The sequence below is a fragment of the Scytonema hankhaensis NUACC26 genome, assembly GCF_045865695.1.
Taxonomy (GTDB): Bacteria; Cyanobacteriota; Cyanobacteriia; order Cyanobacteriales; family Nostocaceae; genus Scytonema.
In genome coordinates this window covers 37,321-54,706 of record NZ_BAACAP010000180.1, presented here as the reverse complement: position 1 = coordinate 54,706, position 17,386 = coordinate 37,321, and the positions used below count along the sequence as shown (strand labels likewise).

Annotated in this window: 15 protein-coding genes and 1 pseudogene; 7 read left to right on the top strand and 9 right to left on the bottom strand. The window is 38.8% G+C overall.

Translation table 11 applies throughout. From position 1 onward, the window contains the following. Nucleotides 1-113, bottom strand: a 113-nt coding sequence (locus tag ACKTT2_RS17025) for an NAD-dependent epimerase/dehydratase family protein (protein ID WP_407888973.1), incomplete at its 3' end; no start/stop codon positions are given. Nucleotides 114-368: 255 nt separating this feature from the next. Then, nucleotides 369-1,375: pseudogene (locus tag ACKTT2_RS17020) on the bottom strand (ISAzo13 family transposase). 25 nt (nucleotides 1,376-1,400) lie between these two features. Between ACKTT2_RS17020 and ACKTT2_RS17015 the strand changes: the two are divergent. The 6 genes from ACKTT2_RS17015 to ACKTT2_RS16990 all read left to right on the top strand — a co-directional run bounded on the left by ACKTT2_RS17015 (nucleotide 1,401) and on the right by ACKTT2_RS16990 (nucleotide 8,882). After that, on the top strand, nucleotides 1,401-1,535 hold the full coding sequence (locus ACKTT2_RS17015; RefSeq protein ID WP_407888969.1) for a hypothetical protein: 135 nt from the start codon (nucleotides 1,401-1,403) through the stop codon (nucleotides 1,533-1,535). A 150-nt stretch (nucleotides 1,536-1,685) separates the two neighbouring features. Further along, nucleotides 1,686-2,348, top strand: a complete 663-nt coding sequence (locus tag ACKTT2_RS17010; RefSeq protein ID WP_407888967.1) for an IS630 family transposase — start codon at nucleotides 1,686-1,688, stop codon at nucleotides 2,346-2,348. A gap of 9 nt (nucleotides 2,349-2,357) precedes the next feature. Beyond that, nucleotides 2,358-3,398 carry an AAA-like domain-containing protein gene (locus tag ACKTT2_RS17005; protein WP_407888971.1) on the top strand — a complete coding sequence of 347 codons (1,041 nt, stop codon included), beginning with the start codon at nucleotides 2,358-2,360 and terminating at the stop codon, nucleotides 3,396-3,398. Between the two features lie 707 nt (nucleotides 3,399-4,105). Next, nucleotides 4,106-5,320 (top strand): AAA-like domain-containing protein, encoded by a 1,215-nt coding sequence (locus ACKTT2_RS17000; protein ID WP_407888965.1) that lies wholly within the window; start codon nucleotides 4,106-4,108, stop codon nucleotides 5,318-5,320. Nucleotides 5,321-5,569: 249 nt separating this feature from the next. Beyond that, nucleotides 5,570-5,857 carry a hypothetical protein gene (locus tag ACKTT2_RS16995; RefSeq protein WP_407888963.1) on the top strand — a complete coding sequence of 96 codons (288 nt, stop codon included), beginning with the start codon at nucleotides 5,570-5,572 and terminating at the stop codon, nucleotides 5,855-5,857. 148 nt (nucleotides 5,858-6,005) lie between these two features. After that, nucleotides 6,006-8,882, top strand: a complete 2,877-nt coding sequence (locus tag ACKTT2_RS16990; protein WP_407888961.1) for a hypothetical protein — start codon at nucleotides 6,006-6,008, stop codon at nucleotides 8,880-8,882. Here the strand turns inward: ACKTT2_RS16990 and ACKTT2_RS16985 are convergent. The 6 genes from ACKTT2_RS16985 to ACKTT2_RS16960 form a co-directional block, all read right to left on the bottom strand. Next, a complete protein-coding gene (locus tag ACKTT2_RS16985; protein WP_407888959.1) occupies nucleotides 8,879-9,319 on the bottom strand; it encodes a hypothetical protein in 441 nt (146 codons plus the stop codon). The genes ACKTT2_RS16990 and ACKTT2_RS16985 overlap by 4 nt on opposite strands. Beyond that, complete coding sequence (locus ACKTT2_RS16980) at nucleotides 9,316-10,998, bottom strand: GUN4 domain-containing protein (protein WP_407888957.1); 1,683 nt, start codon at nucleotides 10,996-10,998, stop codon at nucleotides 9,316-9,318. The genes ACKTT2_RS16985 and ACKTT2_RS16980 overlap by 4 nt, the downstream gene beginning before the upstream one ends. 111 nt (nucleotides 10,999-11,109) lie before the next feature. Continuing rightward, nucleotides 11,110-13,131 (bottom strand): ABC transporter ATP-binding protein/permease, encoded by a 2,022-nt coding sequence (locus tag ACKTT2_RS16975; RefSeq protein WP_407888955.1) that lies wholly within the window; start codon nucleotides 13,129-13,131, stop codon nucleotides 11,110-11,112. Nucleotides 13,132-13,445: 314 nt separating this feature from the next. Then, nucleotides 13,446-14,426, bottom strand: a complete 981-nt coding sequence (locus ACKTT2_RS16970) for an MvdD family ATP-grasp ribosomal peptide maturase (RefSeq protein ID WP_407888953.1) — start codon at nucleotides 14,424-14,426, stop codon at nucleotides 13,446-13,448. 43 nt (nucleotides 14,427-14,469) lie between these two features. Continuing rightward, the gene (locus tag ACKTT2_RS16965) at nucleotides 14,470-15,462 is read right to left on the bottom strand and encodes an MvdC family ATP-grasp ribosomal peptide maturase (protein WP_407888951.1); all 993 of its coding nucleotides are present in this window, start codon (nucleotides 15,460-15,462) and stop codon (nucleotides 14,470-14,472) included. Nucleotides 15,463-15,512: 50 nt separating this feature from the next. Then, complete coding sequence (locus ACKTT2_RS16960; protein ID WP_407888949.1) at nucleotides 15,513-15,704, bottom strand: microviridin/marinostatin family tricyclic proteinase inhibitor; 192 nt, start codon at nucleotides 15,702-15,704, stop codon at nucleotides 15,513-15,515. A 25-nt stretch (nucleotides 15,705-15,729) separates the two neighbouring features. On the opposite strand from ACKTT2_RS16960, the gene ACKTT2_RS16955 reads away from it, so the two are divergent. Continuing rightward, the gene (locus ACKTT2_RS16955) at nucleotides 15,730-15,903 is read left to right on the top strand and encodes a hypothetical protein (RefSeq protein WP_407888947.1); all 174 of its coding nucleotides are present in this window, start codon (nucleotides 15,730-15,732) and stop codon (nucleotides 15,901-15,903) included. Here ACKTT2_RS16955 and ACKTT2_RS16950 read toward each other — a convergent pair. Beyond that, nucleotides 15,872-17,332 (bottom strand): condensation domain-containing protein, encoded by a 1,461-nt coding sequence (locus ACKTT2_RS16950; RefSeq protein WP_407888944.1) that lies wholly within the window; start codon nucleotides 17,330-17,332, stop codon nucleotides 15,872-15,874. The two genes, ACKTT2_RS16955 and ACKTT2_RS16950, sit on opposite strands and share 32 nt — an antisense overlap. Between the last annotated feature and the right edge of the window lie 54 nt (nucleotides 17,333-17,386).

Sequence of the window (17,386 nt, the reverse complement as noted above, 5' to 3'; positions counted from 1 at the left end):
ATATTATGACCATTTGCAATATCAAAGCCAATCACTTCATATCCGTCGGCACACAAAACTTTTTCAACAACTGAACCAATCATTCCTTCGTTGCCCGTAACTAATATTTTCATAGTCCTCACCTGCATATGATTTTGCTCAAGACCTGCTTAAAGTGGCAGCCCCGCACAAAAACCAATAATCCCCGCGAATACAATAAGAATAATCATTTTAATAGGGGGAGAAAGCGGTTGCTGCCGACAACCGCTTTCTCCCCCTATTAAATATCCATGAGAAGCTTTGCACTCTGTAGTAAATTAATGGTGCATGATAATAATTAGTATTGGATTATTTTGACAATTTTAAGCTTTTATAAAAATTGACTTCTCTTAGGTTATTCCACCATAAATATCAATAAACCACTCACCTAAATTAGGAAATTTTTCGTGCGTAGAATTGGTGAGACGCTCAATTTTTTGTTCAATTTCATCCATAGCTTTTTTAGTAAGTTTAACTCCATTAGAGTAAGCTTGAGTTACTAATTTAACAACAGGATGCTTCCCTTTCCATGTCATATTTTTAGCAAAGTTCAAAGCTGTCTCTACTTCATCCAAAATACTTCCATTCCAATGTTTCTCTAATATCCCCCATGTTCGCTCAATCGGATTATATTTGCTGTGATAGGGGGGATAGTAGGCTAAACGGATATTTAATTGATTAGATTGAGCAAATTCTACTATACGTTTCATGAACTGGGTACGCCGAGAATTATTCTCTCCACCATTATCTTGATTAAGAATAAGCGTTTTTATATTTGAAAATCGCCGACGTTCGCTTTTCCAAAAATCTTCTAAAATATCAACGATAAAATCACTGGTTACCTTAGACTCTGTAAAGTATAAAAATAGTTCATCTAGCTCTGGAAGAAAGATACCATAAGGAGTGACAGTTGTTTTTGGATTAAAATCATGGTCTTCAGTCTTGGTTAAAGCCCTGTTTCTGCCTCCCCTATCAAAAGGACCAATATTTACACGAGCTTTGGCATCAAGACTGAGACGTAAAATGCTCTTATCATCTAAAGCCGATTGATTCACTGTTACTAGTTGCTCAAAGATTGCATCAGTTTCTGGGATTTTTTTTGAGGAAGTACTTTTGCTACCCGTTTGAGCCGATACCCTAAATAATTCAATTTAACGCGAATTGTCTCTTCTGTCGGTAACTGTTCATTACTATAATCAAACTTATCAATTAGTAACTTTCGTACTTGGCTTGCCGTTAGGCGTGTATACAATCTCTGGCTTTTAAAACTAGGGTCTGTTTGACTCTGGTCATCGACTAAATTTTTAATATCTCTTAAAAGATTAGGTACAGCAGATTGCAGGTAAATAGAATACACTAAGATTGGTGCATTAAGAGAAAAAATGAAGCCTTACTCCATCGACTTTAGAGAAAAAGTAGTTAAAGCTTACGAACAAGGAAATACCTCGGTCAGAAAAATAGCAACAAGGTTTGATGTGAGTAAAGCTTTTGTGCAGAGAATGCTGAAACATTCATAAGATAGAAGGTCATCTGATACCAGGAAAACAGGGTGGAACGATCAAGGGTGAGTTAGAAGGGTCTGAAACTCAACTTACTTGTATGGTAGAAAAATACCCAGATGCAACTCTATCAGAATACTGTGAATACTGGGGAGAAACCCATAACCAATGGGTAAGCACCAGCACCATGTGTCGTGCATTACAAAGACAGGAATTGACACGAAAAAAAAGACTTTACGCAGTAGTCAAGCGGCAACTCCTAGAGTCCAAAATCTCAGGGGTGAATATTGGGAGAAAGTCAAAAATATAGAACCTAAAAACCTCGTATTTTTAGATGAAATGGGTGTTTTACTGGGCTTGACAAGAACTCATGCTCGAAGCCCTTATGGAACTAGAGTATATGACTTAAAACCTTTTTACCGTGGAGCAAAAATCACAGTTATTGGTGCAATCAGCTTAAAAGAAGTTTTAGCAGTGATGACTTTAAATGGCTCGATGGGTGGAGATGCTTTTGAAGTCTTCATTGAAAAATGTTTAGTTCCTCAGTTGTGGTCAGGTGCTGTAGTTGTTATGGATAATCTTCCAGCCCACAAGATTGCAACAATTGAACCTCTAATTCAATCTGTTGGTGCTAGTATTCTAAATTTGTCACCCTACTCTCCCGATTTTAATCCAATTGAACATTGGTGGTCTCAACTTAAAGCTTTCTTGCGCCAGTTTTCTCCAACTACAACTCATATGGTTGATACGCTGATTGCCACTGCACTCGATTTGGTCAACTCCAAGCATCTACGAAACTGGTTTACCAACTGTTGCTACTGTACTTCATAAACTTGCAATCTGCTGTATCAAAGTATATGTGTATATCCAGATGGTCCGGTTCCCTTGGATTCTCCACTTTATATAGAACGCTCACTGATTGAAAGCTTAGCTTATCAGGAAATAACTCAACCGGGTTGTGTCATCCGCATTCGAGCTCCAAGAGGTATGGGGAAAAGTTCTCTAGTGTTGCGGTTGTTAAACTTTGCTCAACAGCAGGATTACCACACAGTCAAGCTAGATTGTCAGCAAATCGATACGCTCAGCTTGCATAATGTCAACCAGTTTTTGCGTTGTTTTTGTAGGCAAATGGCAAAAGCATTGGGGATAGAAGCCAATTTAGATGCTAACTGGGATGAAGAAATTGGTATTAAGTTGAGCTGTAGTTTCTACATAAAAAACTACTTACTCGAACAAATTAGAGAGCCGATAGTTCTTGTCTTAGAACAAGTTGACTGTTTGTTTGAATACCCTCAACTTGCTCAAGAGCTTTTTTCTTTGTTGCGATCGTGGTACGAAGAAGCACGGCGGGATAGGAACTGGCAAAAACTAAGACTTGTTGTGGTTTACTCCACTGAAGTTTCTGTTTCTCTAGATATCAATCGTTCTCCGTTCAATATTGGATTACCATTATGCCTACCAGAATTCACTCAGCAACAAGTCCAGGAATTAGCGCAACGACACGGGCTAAATTGGGATTCTAGAAAAGAAGCTAGGAAATTGATGTCTCTGATAGGGGGACATCCAGCACTAGTGAGGAGCGCTCTATATCATGTGTGTTGTCAAGGAATGACTTTAGACGAACTGATTGCCGAAGCTCTTGCTAATGGCGGAGTCTACCGCCATTATCTCTGGCAACATTGGATAGTTCTACAAGAAAAGCCCGCGCTGATACAAGCATATACTCAGCTTGTTAGATCTGACCAAAGCATTGTTCTGACTCCCATTGAAGCTTACAAGCTTCACAGCCTTGGATTAGTTGCATACGTTGGCGAACGTCTGATTCCGCGTTGCGAACTCTACCGCGCCTACTTTCAAAAACAACTATCCGTATTGCATTAGTTATCATTTTATTATTGCTTGCGTTCCCTATAAGAATTCAAAATTTAACAAATATTCTTCAGATATCGGCTAGATAATTCATCCTCTATCTACGTGCATGAATGTAGTCTACAAATTGACATCCTCCCCTAACTAGAAGTTAGGGGATTCCCAGAATCACTTCTGAGACTTCTCCATCAGCTCCAGCAATAGCAAGTAGTGCATATCCATAGTTAAGGTATGCTTCAACAGGAATTTCGGAAATACCTAAGTTCTTTTTTAAAAATTCTGAAGCAGGTAGTACTTCTTTAATAGTGCTCCTTAATGACCTCTTTGATTTTTTGATGATTGACTGTTTAGCAGATGCAATTTATAACTGAAAGAATTGTTTCCTAAGTTACTAATGACTATTTACCTATTACAGTAGTTTTCACCTAAATGAAACACACCGCTTGTAAGGGCGCAACGCCTTGCGCCCTTACGACTGTGGTCTGTTTACCTGAAAATGGCTGTAAATTCTTTCTATAATTGCCGATCCACTGCTAGTGGTATCTACAGGTTTAAATATTCTCAATATCAAAGCGAAAATGCAAGGACAGTTAAGACACTTAAGTAGATTCACAAAAGACCAATGACAAATGACAAATGACATTTCCATAAATCTACTGAGTTACGACCTATAATGAGCAAATGTTTGGCATTACCCATTCTCTCAGTCACATTTTTATATGCGATATCAGGTTGGCGGCAGTCTCCCAAGTAACGATCCGACCTATGTTGTTCGTGAAGCAGACGGAATATTATATAACGCATTGAAAGCAGGCGATTTTTGTTACGTCTTCAACTCCCGTCAGATGGGGAAGTCATCTTTATTACAGCGAATTAGCTATCTTCTAGAACAAGAAGGCTGTGCTTGTGTTTACATAGATGTTTCTAGATTGGGTAGCGATGAAACCACACCGTTGCAATGGTACAAAGGCACTATTCTGACTCTTTTCCACTCTTTAGACTTAGCACAGTACATTAACTTTAAAGATTGGTGGCAACAGCAAGCAGACCTTTCACCTATACAAAGATTGCATCAATTTGTGGAAGAGGTGTTGCTCCGTTACGTGCAACATCAGCGCGTTTTCATCTTCATTGATGAAATTGATAGCTTGCTGAGTTTGAATTTCCCTGTTAACGACTTCTTTGTTTGGATTCGTCATTGCTACAACCAGCGCTCGCACAACCCAAAGTTTGACTGTCTTGGATTTGCTCTATTTGGTGTAGCCAGTCCCAGAGATTTCCTAACTGACAAACGCCGAACACCTTTTAACATTGGTACAGCTATTGAGTTATACGGCTTTCAAGTGCATGAAGCCAGACCTTTACTCAAAGGCTTAGAAGAAGTGGTTAACCAAAGCGAAACTGTGCTGCGAGAAATCCTAGTCTGGACTCAAGGACAGCCGTTTTTAACCCAAAAACTCTGTCAGATAGTCTACCTGATAGCCTTAGAATCTGCCACTGGCACGATTTCCCTACCTGTGGGAACTGAGAAATTTTGGATAGAGCAACTCGTGCGATCGCGCATCATTCAACATTGGGAATCACTTGACGAACCCGAACACTTACGTACAATTCGCGATCGCCTGCTATTCGACGAGCAAAAAGCAGGGCGCTTACTAGGACTTTATCAGCGCATCTTGCTTGCTGAAGAAGCAGAGAGTGCAACACTAGAAAACTGGAGAGGTCAAGAAGCCGGTAGTAGTAACAATGAGCCTTCTTCTGCTCCCTATCGTCTCGTACCAACTGATGACACTCAAGAACAAACAGAACTATTGCTCTGTGGCTTAGTTGAAAAGCACAATAATTATCTCCGCATAAAAAATCCTATTTACCGCAATGTCTTTAATGCTGAATGGGTCATCAGACAGTTAGATAATCTCCGTCCTTACTCATAGACATTTAATGCTTGGGTCAAGTCAAGCTATCAAGACAAATCGCGTTTGCTACGAGAACAGGCATTACAGGATGCTCAAAAGTGGGCGCAAGGCAAAAGTCTCAGCGATCTCGATTATCAATTCTTAGCGGCTAGTCAAGAATGTGAAGCGCAAGAGGTGTAAATGGCACTGGAAGCAGCAAGGCCAAAAGCAGTAGAAGCACAACTTTAACAACAAAACAAAGCGGCTAAACTGCAAAGATTTCTACTGATGGCAGTGTGTATCGGCTTAGTCATTTCTATCGTATTAGGGATAGGAGCATTTATTCTCTACCGTCAAGCACTCAAGAGCAAATATCAAGCAAGAAACAGCGAAATTCAAGCTCTCACTTCTTCGGCTGAAGGGTTATTTGCTTCAAATCGCTCCTTAGATACACTTGTAGAAGCAATTAAAGCCAGAAAAAAATTACAAAAGCTAAATAAAGCAAACACCAAGATCGAGCAAAGAGTAGAAAATATACTACGTCAAGTAGTTTACAATAGCGTTATTGACACGTAGACTAAAAAGCAGAATATTAACAGTTCTCCTTTCCCACTAGAAGATTAGCTATGAGCGTAGGGTGGGCAATACCCACCCTACATACTGGAGTGGAATTTTAGAGCGGAAAGGGAGTAAAGCAGCTTGATTACCAAGTCCATTCTCAACCATGAATATCTTTCAAAATTTATCTATAATTAATAATTCAGTTATTACTATTAAAGATTTTCAACCCACCAATCCGAGTTTTGACGCTCAAGCTCAAATCTCACAATTGTCCCAGGAAGAAGCCACGAGGTTTTTAAATAGTCTTGAGCAATTACCCAATTATGTCAGTGAGTTCTTAGCAACAGCAACAGGAGCTAATGTTGAATTACAACTTGGCAATGACTTTCTTAACCTTAACTTCTTGGGAGAAATTGATAGTCTGAGGATGCTGGAGAACTTATCTCATAGCTTAGGTTTAAGAAAAATTAGTGATAGCCTTAGTGTTTTTCCGATCTTGAATCCCAGTCTTCATGTGAAGGGAGTCGAGCCGCACAATCTGTCCTATCAAATTACTATTCCTGACGTTAATCCAGGAGATATTCTTAGGCTATTCAATTATTTAGGAGGAATCAGCTTACCTGATGCTTTTAAATGGCAACTTAAGTCTTTAGAGAATGTAGCTTTAATCTTAACAAATTCAGTAATTTGTTTACAATTTGTCAACGATATTCAGTTAGATTTAGACGAAATATTTAACCTTGATACTTCTGGACCTTACATGGGTATGGCAATTGATGGCATTATTAGTGGAATTTTTGGCAAATCTGAACTCAGCATATCTACACCAAAGTTCGGTTTTTTTAAAGAAACTCAAGGAGTTGAATTGAGTTTAAAGGGATTATTGAATTCCCAAAATCTTGAATTGACCTTTAATGACAGAATCACGTTAAATTATAAATTGCCTAATGATATTGCTTTTGGTTGTTTAACGGGTGGAATTCCTATTATTAATAGCTTGAAGTTAATCAATCCAGAACTGATTATAACTAACCTTAGCCATTCTTTTACACATTCAGAGTTAGGGCAGATTAATTTAAGCAAAGGGTTTAACTTTATTGGAAATACTGATTTTACAAATCTCGATACGAATTTTGCTAATTTTATTCACAGCCAGTTAGGAGTTGATTGCTTAAAGGTTTATATCAGTTTCGATCCTGTAGGCTCGGTCAGTTTAACGGGTAATATTCAAAGAAATATCCTGCTATATTCCATAAACAATTTTAGTGCTACTTTTAGTCATCTGGTCATAGGGCTAGATATTGGGACCGATCTAGAACCAAACTTTGGAGTAACCGGAAACTTGGCTATCCAAGGCTACGATCCAACGCAAAACGACGAACCCGTATTATTTCTTGCTGGCAAACTTTCCCTCGAACCCGAATCCATAACCGCATGCTTCTATCAACAAGGTAAAAATTCTTGGTGTAATCCCTATGGGTTAGTGGGAACTGAATTTCGCAATATTGGTTTTCAAGGAGGTGGAACTTATTTACCTCCCTACTTCGATAACTTTGGTTTTATCGGAGATTTAAAATGGCAAGAAATAGACCTTGAGGTAGCATTTCTCATGGACACTAACGATCCTGAGAGATTAGCTTTTATTTTAACTACCAATCAGCCAGTTAACTTAGTAGATTTGTGGCAGGGACCAATCGCTTCTGTTATTCTGAAGCAAGCAAGTTCCTCAATCAATTTAGTTAATAAAGCATTAGCGTTTTTAAACACTTTTCTGGACTTAAACATTGAATCTATCGATCGCCATGGAGACGGAAAACTCGATCCCTTAGTAAAGTATGTTCTTTTCCCAGCAACAATTGCAGGTCAACCGATATCAGAAGGGTTGGAAATTAATGGCAAGATGACTGCTTGGGGACGTGAGGCAACCTTAACCCTTCAAGGTGACAGAACTTTCAGTAAAGTTGAAGGTTCTTTGAATGTTCCCGAAATTGATTTAGGATTTCTAAAAATTGGTGGAACGAATGACGATTGTTTAGATTTAGCTCTGAACGTAACCCCTAATGAGCAATACCTCATGGGGGATGGTTATGTTAAGCTTCTTGACAATGAAATTGCAAATGTTGAATTTCAGATTACACCTACCAGTGCCATCTTTAAAAACTTTGACCTGAGTTTGGCTAATCTGGTAGCGATCGATGTGAATACCCTAAGTATCGAGCTAAAATCTGGCAGTGGGAGTGGTACTGGAACGATTTTAGTGTTAGGGAATACTTTGGCCGATAGTACGTTTGATGTTACCAGGGATAGTGTGACACTGAAGAACACCAAGCTGAATTTAGCAGGTTTCTTGACTATCGATATTCCAACTCTCACGGTTAGCTTGAAAAATCAGAGTGCATCGGGAACAGGAAAGATCGCGGCTTTTAATCAATCTTTAGGAAGCGGTACCTTATCATTTAATCCTCAGAAAGTCACCATTGATAATGTTTCTCTCGGTTTAGGGGATGTTCTAAAGCTGAATGTTCCCAGTTTCAAACTTGACTTGACAAATAAAAAGGTTTTTGGAATAGGTGATATTACTCTCCTGGGAAAACAATTCACCTCATCAGGTATCAGCCTCAATGAAAGCGGATTTCAGGCTAACAGTAATTTCAATTTTGGCATTTTAGCTTTCAGTGGTGCTACAGTTACTTTAAACAAAAAGACTAATGGTAATATCGATAACTCTGCTAGTATTGCAGGAAACCTCAAGTTTCTAGGGTATAATTTTGCTAACGTCACTGCTAGCGTTAATAGCAGCAAATTAACTGTGTCTGGTAGCTTCAATTTTGGTGGTCTTTTCATCCTCAAAGGAGCTAACAACAAGAAAAATGCAACCATAACAATCAATAAAGCGAAGAATAAACTGTACAGTTCTGTCAGGATCGCCGGTAGTTTTTATGTGTTAGGCAAAGAGTTGACTTCAATCGCTGTTAGTGATACAATTAAAAAATTAAAATTTTTCGGCATAAAAATTATCGGGAAAGCCGACAAGAATTAACTTACCTTTGTACCAACAAGGAATTTATCTACATCTCTTGCTAAAAAGTGAGAACTATTGATTTGAATAATTTCATATACTTCTGTTTTCAGCAAAGAACCGACACTAGCTACCATATCCGCAAGATATACTCTAGGTAATACTGGCAACTGGAAATTTAAAAATGACTTAGGAACAGTTTTAACAATTAAACACAGTTTTCTGTCATTTATATGCCACACGCCAGTAAATTTATTGCCTGTTATCAATTCTTTTGGTTTGGATAAAAAGAATGTTTGAATTCTGGTTTGCTCATAAGTCATATCATCTTTAAATGAGATAGCAAATTTTTCCCAATCTGTATTAAAACGCCATTTTCCAAAAAGTAAAGTTTCTATTTCTATATCGGAAAGATTCATACGATTAATTAACTCTATTTTTGCTTGATTATTATTCATGAGAAAGTTTCTTTACAAATTTTTACACGAGAAAAGAATAAGTGCATTTGCCATACAAGCCAAGAACCAACTCGCCAAGCTCCCATTGAAAGGGGTTCAACGGAGGAATTTAGAGATAAGTCAAAAATATCTTGGTCATAGTGTAACCATTTGACTGGTAAATGTCCCATCGGTGTCGTGGGGTATAAATTAAAAATGAGCTGGTCATATTCTAACCAGATTCCCTCCTTTCGCCAACCAAGGCGATCGCCAAGTCTCTTTTCTGTTTCATAATCTACTTGACTACCTATTTCACTCCAAATACTTTGCTGAATACTAAAGCCGAAATATCCACGGCTGTGTTGTTGCCAAAGGCGATCGATGGTATAAAGAGCTTTACACGAAAAATTATTAATATCTTCTTTGTAAACTTCATTCCAATCATTCTTACCCATGACTTTTAGCATTAATTTAGCGGTTTCAAGATCGGCTTCTTTCCACTTGTTCTGTGCTAGGAGATTCTGTAGTTGACTATAATCGATATTTTTACTGCTTTTAAAGTCTTTGGTGAACGTAACATCATTATTACTTGTGTTCACCAATTCTCTTTTTTCAAGAGGAAGTATAAAATTTGTATTAACAACATTTGTTTCTTCTATTCCTAGCAATTTTCTTTGAACAGCCAGTTGCTCTGATGTATAATTAGATATTGAGTAAATGATTTTATCTAAAGTAATGATATCATCACTTAATTCAAAATTAGGAAATTGGCCATCTAATAATTCAGACTTATTAAAAGCATCTTTTAGTCTATCTTTTTTTTCGTAACTTGCCACTAATAAATCGAGAAACTTTTCAGAAATTGTGTCTGCTTCTTCTAGTTTTAATAAATTCGATGGAGAATTTAAAGCACTATCAGCTAAATTTTTAATTTCTCCTACAGTTGTGTAAAAATCTGCATCTAATTTTACTACTTCATCTATTAAAGATTGAAATGGACTAAAGTAATCTTGTAAAAAATTTTCAAGATTGATTGCTGTTTCAGCTATTTTTGCTATTTCTTGACGAATTTTAGTGGCTCTTATCTGATATTCATAAATCTCTTGATACACCTCTAAATCTTTAACTATTTGCTGAATAATTTGCTTTTGTTTTTTGGTATCTTCTGCTATATTTTTAATTCCTTCAGTCAACAACTGAATTTTTTCTAACATCAAAAAGTTAGTATTGCTTAAAAGTAAAATTGATTTTAAGTTTTCTTGTTTTTCCCATTTTAGTTTCTCAATAATTTGATGATTTTTCTGATTTTTTATTTCCAACTTGTTTCTTTCGTCATTTATCTTCTTAATTTCAATATATTTTTGATTAAATAAATCTTTCCAGTCATCTGTAAGTTTTAACAAAAACTCTTGATAACTATCTTTATAATTTTCCACAAAATCAATAATTTGAGTGTAATCTCTCATTAATGATTTGATTTCTGTAAAAGTTTGCCCTTGACTTATTTCTTGTTTTCGTTTAATTTTCCCCCAAAAATAATAATGATATTTAATACCTTCTTTCAGTAAGATTTGACATTCTCTAATTTTTTTGGGAATTTTTTTTAATTTTGTATTTTTTAGAATGGGTAATTGATAAGTTTTTTCATAAATTGTAATAGATTCAAAAGTAATTGGTTTGTTTTGCTTTCTAGTTAGCATTGCTGTAGATATGATGGAACTATGCGATCGCCCAGTTCCAATAAACCTGTAGGTAAACTTATGGCATCTGGGATAATTTTGAGCATAACGCGATTGATAAACTTGTAGCCACTAACCTCTCATCCATTTTAACACCTTTGGGTTTTTGTTATAATAGTAGACCGCACCATCTTTAGTAGTGATGGACTTTCCCTGACTTGCTCTGCTTTTAATAGTAGTAATAGAATAATTTGTTAATGTTTTAATCTCTTGATGAGAAAGCCCCACACTTGTGTCTGTTAATGCTGATGTTTCTGGTTGAATTGGAAATCCATTGTTAGAGAAAGTATCTATTATAATTTGCTCGTTTTGAGGTGAATTGTCGATAATTCCCTTTTGGAGTTTATAATCCTGTACGGAGACAAGTTGCCAATTAGAGCCGAATGTAAGCTCTAAAATCCATTGATGATACTTAAACAGGCTCTCTCTATGCCCAACGCTGATAAAAGTTGTTTTTGTTTGTTGTAATTGTTGATATAAATTTCCTTCATTGTTTAAATCTAAAGCATTTGTCGCTTCATCTAAGATAGTGAAGCTAGGGCGAGTCATTAAGAGTCTTGCAAAAGCAAGACGTTGTTGTTCTCCTAACGACAGTATATTCTCCCAAGGAACTTCTGTGTCAAAGCTGTTTACACGGGTAAGCAAGTTTTGGAGATTAACTTGTCGCAAAGTTTCTTCAAGTTCTTTGTCGCTCACTTGCGTAGTTGTATGAGGATAGAGTAACTGTTCGCGCAAAGTTCCTAAAATTATATAAGGACGTTGGGGTAAAAATAAGACTTCTTCTAGGGGAGGTCGTACCAGATGACCAGTCCCCGCATCCCACAAACCAGCGATCGCTCTCAATAGAGAACTTTTTCCTCGTCCACTCGGTCCAATAATTAACAACCCTTCTCCCGATTGAACAGACAGTGACAAATTTTCGACGATCGCTTGTTCGTAGTTTGGCGTTTGTAAGGTGACATTCTCAAAAGCCAAACGCTTGTCTTCTATAACTTTAATAGTACTGACATTCTCCGGTTTTTTGGTAACAGTCTCTAATGCATCTGAGAACTCAGCTAACCGCTCAACGTAACTAGAAAACCGCCCAGAATTCCCAAATTGAGCTATTAATTCTCCCAAAGCATTAGAAAAGAGAAAGCAACAGAAACTAACTTGGTTAATTTCTCCATAGTCAATTTGACCTGTAATAAATAAAGGTGTGAGTACAAACATCGAAAATACAGTGATAGCAGACTGATAGGATCTGTTAAAAACATCTTGACCTCTCTCCCAACTCAGCCTGCGTTCGGCACTTTTTAGAACATTATTAAATCTTCGATTGATTATATTTAATTCTTTCTCTTCTCCCTGAAAAAAAGCTATAGATTCAGCATGCTTGCGAACATGAGTCAGACAATAAGTAAAGTCAGCTTTAAACTCAAGTTCTTCTTGATTAATTTTATTTAGTTCTCGAGTTAAGTAAACAGCAATCAAATTACCAACGATTGTATAAATAATCAAATAAATCGCAATTTGTGAGGAAATAGTCCAAAGAATGATTAGAAAACTCAACATTTCCAGCACTTTTTCTATAAAAGTAGCTGAAAAGAGCAAAGCACTACTAGTAATTGGTTCAAGTTCTTGAGAGATGCGTTGATCTGGGTTACTAATATTGGATTTAAAATTAATTTTATAATAGGCTTGCTTACTCAAATATTTTTCTAAAATGCGCTCGTTCAGCCATGTGTACCAATCAAGAGCGATTCTTTTTCTGACATATCTAGAAAATGCAACCAAGAGCGTTACTACTAGAATACCAAGGGAAGAAATCCATAACGTATCAAGATATTTAGATAAGTCTTTCTCTTGGATAACTATATCCAGCACATGGCGATTCCAAAAGCTATTAAAGGCACTTACACCTACAAGCGAGATGATTAATAATATTAGGAGAGCAAGCATTCCCCATGAGCGAATCACGTCTGAAAATGTTCTTCCTTCTGGCTCTGTTGGATACCAGTAAGGTTGAGCTACCACGCTGACATCCTTCCAAAATTGCGTAAAACCTGAGAGAGGATCGAGCGTGGCTGGATTGCGAGTAACTTGAGTTTGCATATCTTAAAAACAGGAGTTTTAAATAAAGATCTTTGAGGTTTTATCTTAGGATTTCCCAGCAATAAATTCTCCATCTTGTGGGACTAAATTCTCCATCTTGTGGGACTAAATTCTCCATCTTGTGGGACTAAATTCTCCATCTTGTGGGACGGGCGTCCCCGCCCGTTCTATATTATTTGCGGGCGGGGACGCCCGCACCACGAAATTTCGAAATTTTGGAAGTCCCTTATCGATGCCATTTTCTACTTTTACCGCAATTCGGTGCGTTGTTGTTCGTGCAGTTTCCCAATGCTCCATGCCCAATACTCCATGACCTAATTTCTACCAGTCAGCAGAATTTCGGCAATTGCGTGAGAAATCGGGAAGTGTGGTGAAAAAATCTCCAGCCAGAAAAATTCCCCAACTGGGTTAATCTCAAGGAATATATGCCGACCATCGGGTGTAACGATAATATCGATCGCTCCATAGTTTAAACCAAAATAACCCATCAGTTTAAGAAGCTTTTTCTCAATATCCTCAGGCAAATCGTAAGGTTGCCAACTCTCGCTTAAAGCTCTCCCTTCTTTGCGCCAGTCGTAAGTCGCTCTCTCCAAACGTTGGGAGTCCACTGCAGCAGTAAATACACGGTGTCCTACAATAGTCGTCCGCAACTCTAGCGCCTTTGACAAATTTTCTTGAAACGTCATCGGACAAAAACGCAATCCTTCAAGATTTTCCAGATCGTCATCTGTTACTGGATTGGTGAAAACAACAAACTCTTCTCCCCGCTCGCCAAAGATGGCAAAGGAAGAAAGCATTTTTGTGACTATACCCTGCTCTTTACACTCAGAGGCAAATTGCTTCACTGCTTCTGGATTGTTTGAAGTTAAAGTACGCGGAGTCAAAAGACCAACCTCTCGTGCGACTTGCAGCTGTAGTTGCTTATTATTGGTCAAGTCCACACTTGATATTTTGTCGAAGTGGAATCCCTTGATGCTGGCAATCAAACCCCTAACAGTAGCGCGAGATTCTTTAATTGAGGCTTCTCTAAATTGCTTGTCCATCGTTTCAGGAATTTTTTCCCCGTAGCGCATCCGTCGATACCAAACTGAGCACACGTCATTCAAATCTAGCTTCTGTTCGCCATCAGTAATAATTGCTCGCTCGGAATCGCCATGGTAAATATCTAGCTGCACTTCAATAGGAAATCTATCTGTGTCAAAACGAAATGCTTTTTCTCCTCTCGCTTCAATTGCTTTAATGACTAAAGGAATACTTTCGTTGTCTTGACTGAACGTAATTATTAATACTGCCATATGAATTAGGGATTAGGGATTGGGGATTAGAGATTAGGAAATTCTAGCCACTATCCTTTGTTTGAAGTAGGGTGTCAGCGATCGCATGAGATATAGGCAACTCCAGATCTCGTTCCAACATTCCCCACTCTCCTATGGGGTTAATTTCCAAAAAGACATATTCTCCTGATGGTGTGAGGATAAAATCAAAGGCTCCAAAAAAAAGCCCAAATCTAGCCATAAAGGTTTTAAGACGACGAACGACTTCATAAGGAAGCTCATGATGTTGCCACGATCCAATCTCAACACCAGGAATCCGCCAATCCGCTTGTGATGCTGCATCAACAGGCGCATTTAGCGCTCCCACAAAGACATTACCATTCACATACACTACCCGCAATTCCAAATGCTTGGGAATGAGTTCTTGAAAAACCATGGGACAATAGCGCAGTGACTCAGCATCATGCAAATCTTCTTCTTTAACGATACTGGTGTAAAGGAAGAACGAGGTAGGTTCCATACTGCGGGAAAGAGGAGTTAACAACTTACTCACCATTCTTCCGTTGACCTGTTGGAAAAAGTCCCGTACTGCTTCAGCTTTATTGGTGACAAGAGTCCGAGGAGTGACAAAATCGACTTCAGAAGCAACCCGCAGTTGGCGCAGCTTGTTGTGTGCAAAATTTATCCGCTCTAAATCGTCTACCCAACGAGCTTCCCTGAGACTGTCCCAAAAACCATCTAAGGTTGCCTGTGATTCTCGAACGCAGGCTTCTTGGAACTTTGGAGCTAATTCGTGACTTAATTCTGGTTCCCAAATGCGACGCATCCAAACAGCTTGCACCTGCTCTGTGCTGATAGAGTAGGTGCCATATTCTAACCTATGGTAGCTTTTAGACTTGTCAAAGTGTGCTACTATTTGTACTTCTAGAGGAAACTTGTCAGTGTCCAAGCGGAATGGTTGTGCTCCTCTTTTTGACAAAGCTTCTGCCACTCTATCTATAGTAAAGAAATCACCGCTGTGGGTGATTAATAAAACAACATTACGCGACAGGTGCATAAAACATTTTCTTTAAGATTGTTTGGATGCATGCGCTTTGGGCTAGTTGTTTAGCGATCTTCTAAATCAGAAGGAAACTTGAAGGTGAAAGGAAGAGGAGGATAAGGAGGATCTGCGGGAGTATCTTTAGGAGGATCTGCAGGAGGAGCGTCTGACTTTGCTGATGTAGATTGATCTTCCAAGAAGCGGGCAAAAAATGGCACAGCCTTGATACTCGCTGATTCTACTGTCTTTGTAGACATAATCATTTCCTCTTGGTAAATTTGTTTGAGCGTTTTCTTTATACCATTTATTTTAAATAAATACAAAACTCCAGTTAAAGAACTGATTGAGGAAATAATATCCTTGCTAGAACAATGCATCTCAATTTCCGATTCTATTCAAGCAATTGATGAATTTGAGCAAGGTATCAATGAGGATCGAGTGGTGCAAGCGTTGTAGTGAGTCTGTTGAGTCTGGCTGGGAAAGCCGCGATTGAGAGATCTGGTTCGGAGATCAGACACCGAACTAAGCTCTGAAAGTCGAAAACGATCTGAGCGACAGTTGATGAATCAAAGCGATCGCTGTGATAAAGTTCGCCTGATAGACCTCCTAGTTGCTCTTGGGAAGAAAGGCTCGTTTCCAAATTGTCACTTAGATGAAGTTCCAGCTCATAACCACTGGTTTTGAGTGTAGACTGAACTGAGTCGATTTCAAGTTGCGGCAGCGTGAAGGGCTGTACTATCGATCCATGATAGGCAAGCATAAAGTGAGCTAGCGGATTGCGGGCATCGCTGTCTGGAAAGGGGAGATCGGCAAGTAAATTATTGAATGGGACTTGCGGGTGCGCGTAAGATTCTTTGGTCTCGGCTCGAATTCTTGCTAACAGTGTACGAAATGTGGGCATACCTCGCAGATCCACATGGAGAACCAACGTAGTGACGAACATACCCATCAAGCCCTCAAGACTAGTATGGTTACGGTTGGCAACGGGTGTGGCGACGACTAATCGATCCTGCTGTAAATAAAGATGAAGATACGCACCGAAGGCGGCTAGTAAGGACATGAATAATGTCGCGCCCTGACTGCGGGCGAGCGCACGAAGTCCTATAACAACATCCGCAGCGATCGAGAATTCTACCGCACCACCGCTATGACTAGCGTAACTGTCAATCCGTGGGGCGGGCGGTAGCTTCAGTCGCGGTAGTTCCCGAAATTTCTTACGCCAATAAGCGCACTCCCGTTCTAGAAGATTTCCTTGAAAGTCGTGGTACAGATTTTGAATGAACTTTGTATATCGAAGGGGTAGAGGAGATAATGGTGAAGATTGACCTTCTCGAAAAGCAGCATAGACCTGGCTGAACTCGCGATACAGAATCCCGATCGACCAACCATCAGCAATAATGTTGTGTAGATTGAACACCAACAAATGCTCGTGAGACGACAGCTTAAGGAGCAGGGAGCGAAAAAGCGGTCCGGTGCGGAAATCGAATGGGGTTTCTAGTTCCCGCTCGATCAGCAAACAGGCGTGCGCCTCGCGTTGTTCTATCGGTAGTGATTCCAGTTCATACACTGTGAGCGAAGTCGATCTGGAAGGATGAATGAACTGCCAAACCTGCTCATCCTTCACACAAAAAGTCACCCTGAGAGTTTCTTGGCGATCGACTATATAGTCAAGACAGCGACGCAAAGCTTCAACATCGAGTTCTCCCCTGAGTCGGAAAACACCCGGAACGATGTAAACTGGAAGACCAGTACATCTTTGCTCAATATACCACAGCCGCTGCTGTGCAAACGTAAGGGGTAATTGATTTGTCTGTCTTTGGGCAAGAAGCTTTGCAAGCAATTTTCGTTTTTCAGAACTGCTGAGACCAGAGCTAGAAATGTCCATTTACTCAACCGCTCCCGAAAGGTTTTTAAGTAAAAAATGTAACAAAAAAGTTAA

Coding starts and splice junctions, on each gene's coding strand:
- ACKTT2_RS17015 (WP_407888969.1), top strand. CDS start 1,401: ATGAAGCCTTACTCCATCGACTTTAGAGAAAAAGTAGTTAAAGCTTAC.
- ACKTT2_RS17010 (WP_407888967.1), top strand. CDS start 1,686: ATGGGTAAGCACCAGCACCATGTGTCGTGCATTACAAAGACAGGAATT.
- ACKTT2_RS17000 (WP_407888965.1), top strand. CDS start 4,106: ATGCGATATCAGGTTGGCGGCAGTCTCCCAAGTAACGATCCGACCTAT.
- ACKTT2_RS16995 (WP_407888963.1), top strand. CDS start 5,570: ATGGCAGTGTGTATCGGCTTAGTCATTTCTATCGTATTAGGGATAGGA.
- ACKTT2_RS16990 (WP_407888961.1), top strand. CDS start 6,006: ATGAATATCTTTCAAAATTTATCTATAATTAATAATTCAGTTATTACT.
- ACKTT2_RS16985 (WP_407888959.1), bottom strand. CDS start 9,319: ATGAATAATAATCAAGCAAAAATAGAGTTAATTAATCGTATGAATCTT.
- ACKTT2_RS16980 (WP_407888957.1), bottom strand. CDS start 10,998: ATGCTAACTAGAAAGCAAAACAAACCAATTACTTTTGAATCTATTACA.
- ACKTT2_RS16975 (WP_407888955.1), bottom strand. CDS start 13,131: ATGCAAACTCAAGTTACTCGCAATCCAGCCACGCTCGATCCTCTCTCA.
- ACKTT2_RS16970 (WP_407888953.1), bottom strand. CDS start 14,426: ATGGCAGTATTAATAATTACGTTCAGTCAAGACAACGAAAGTATTCCT.
- ACKTT2_RS16965 (WP_407888951.1), bottom strand. CDS start 15,462: ATGCACCTGTCGCGTAATGTTGTTTTATTAATCACCCACAGCGGTGAT.
- ACKTT2_RS16960 (WP_407888949.1), bottom strand. CDS start 15,704: ATGTCTACAAAGACAGTAGAATCAGCGAGTATCAAGGCTGTGCCATTT.
- ACKTT2_RS16950 (WP_407888944.1), bottom strand. CDS start 17,332: ATGGACATTTCTAGCTCTGGTCTCAGCAGTTCTGAAAAACGAAAATTG.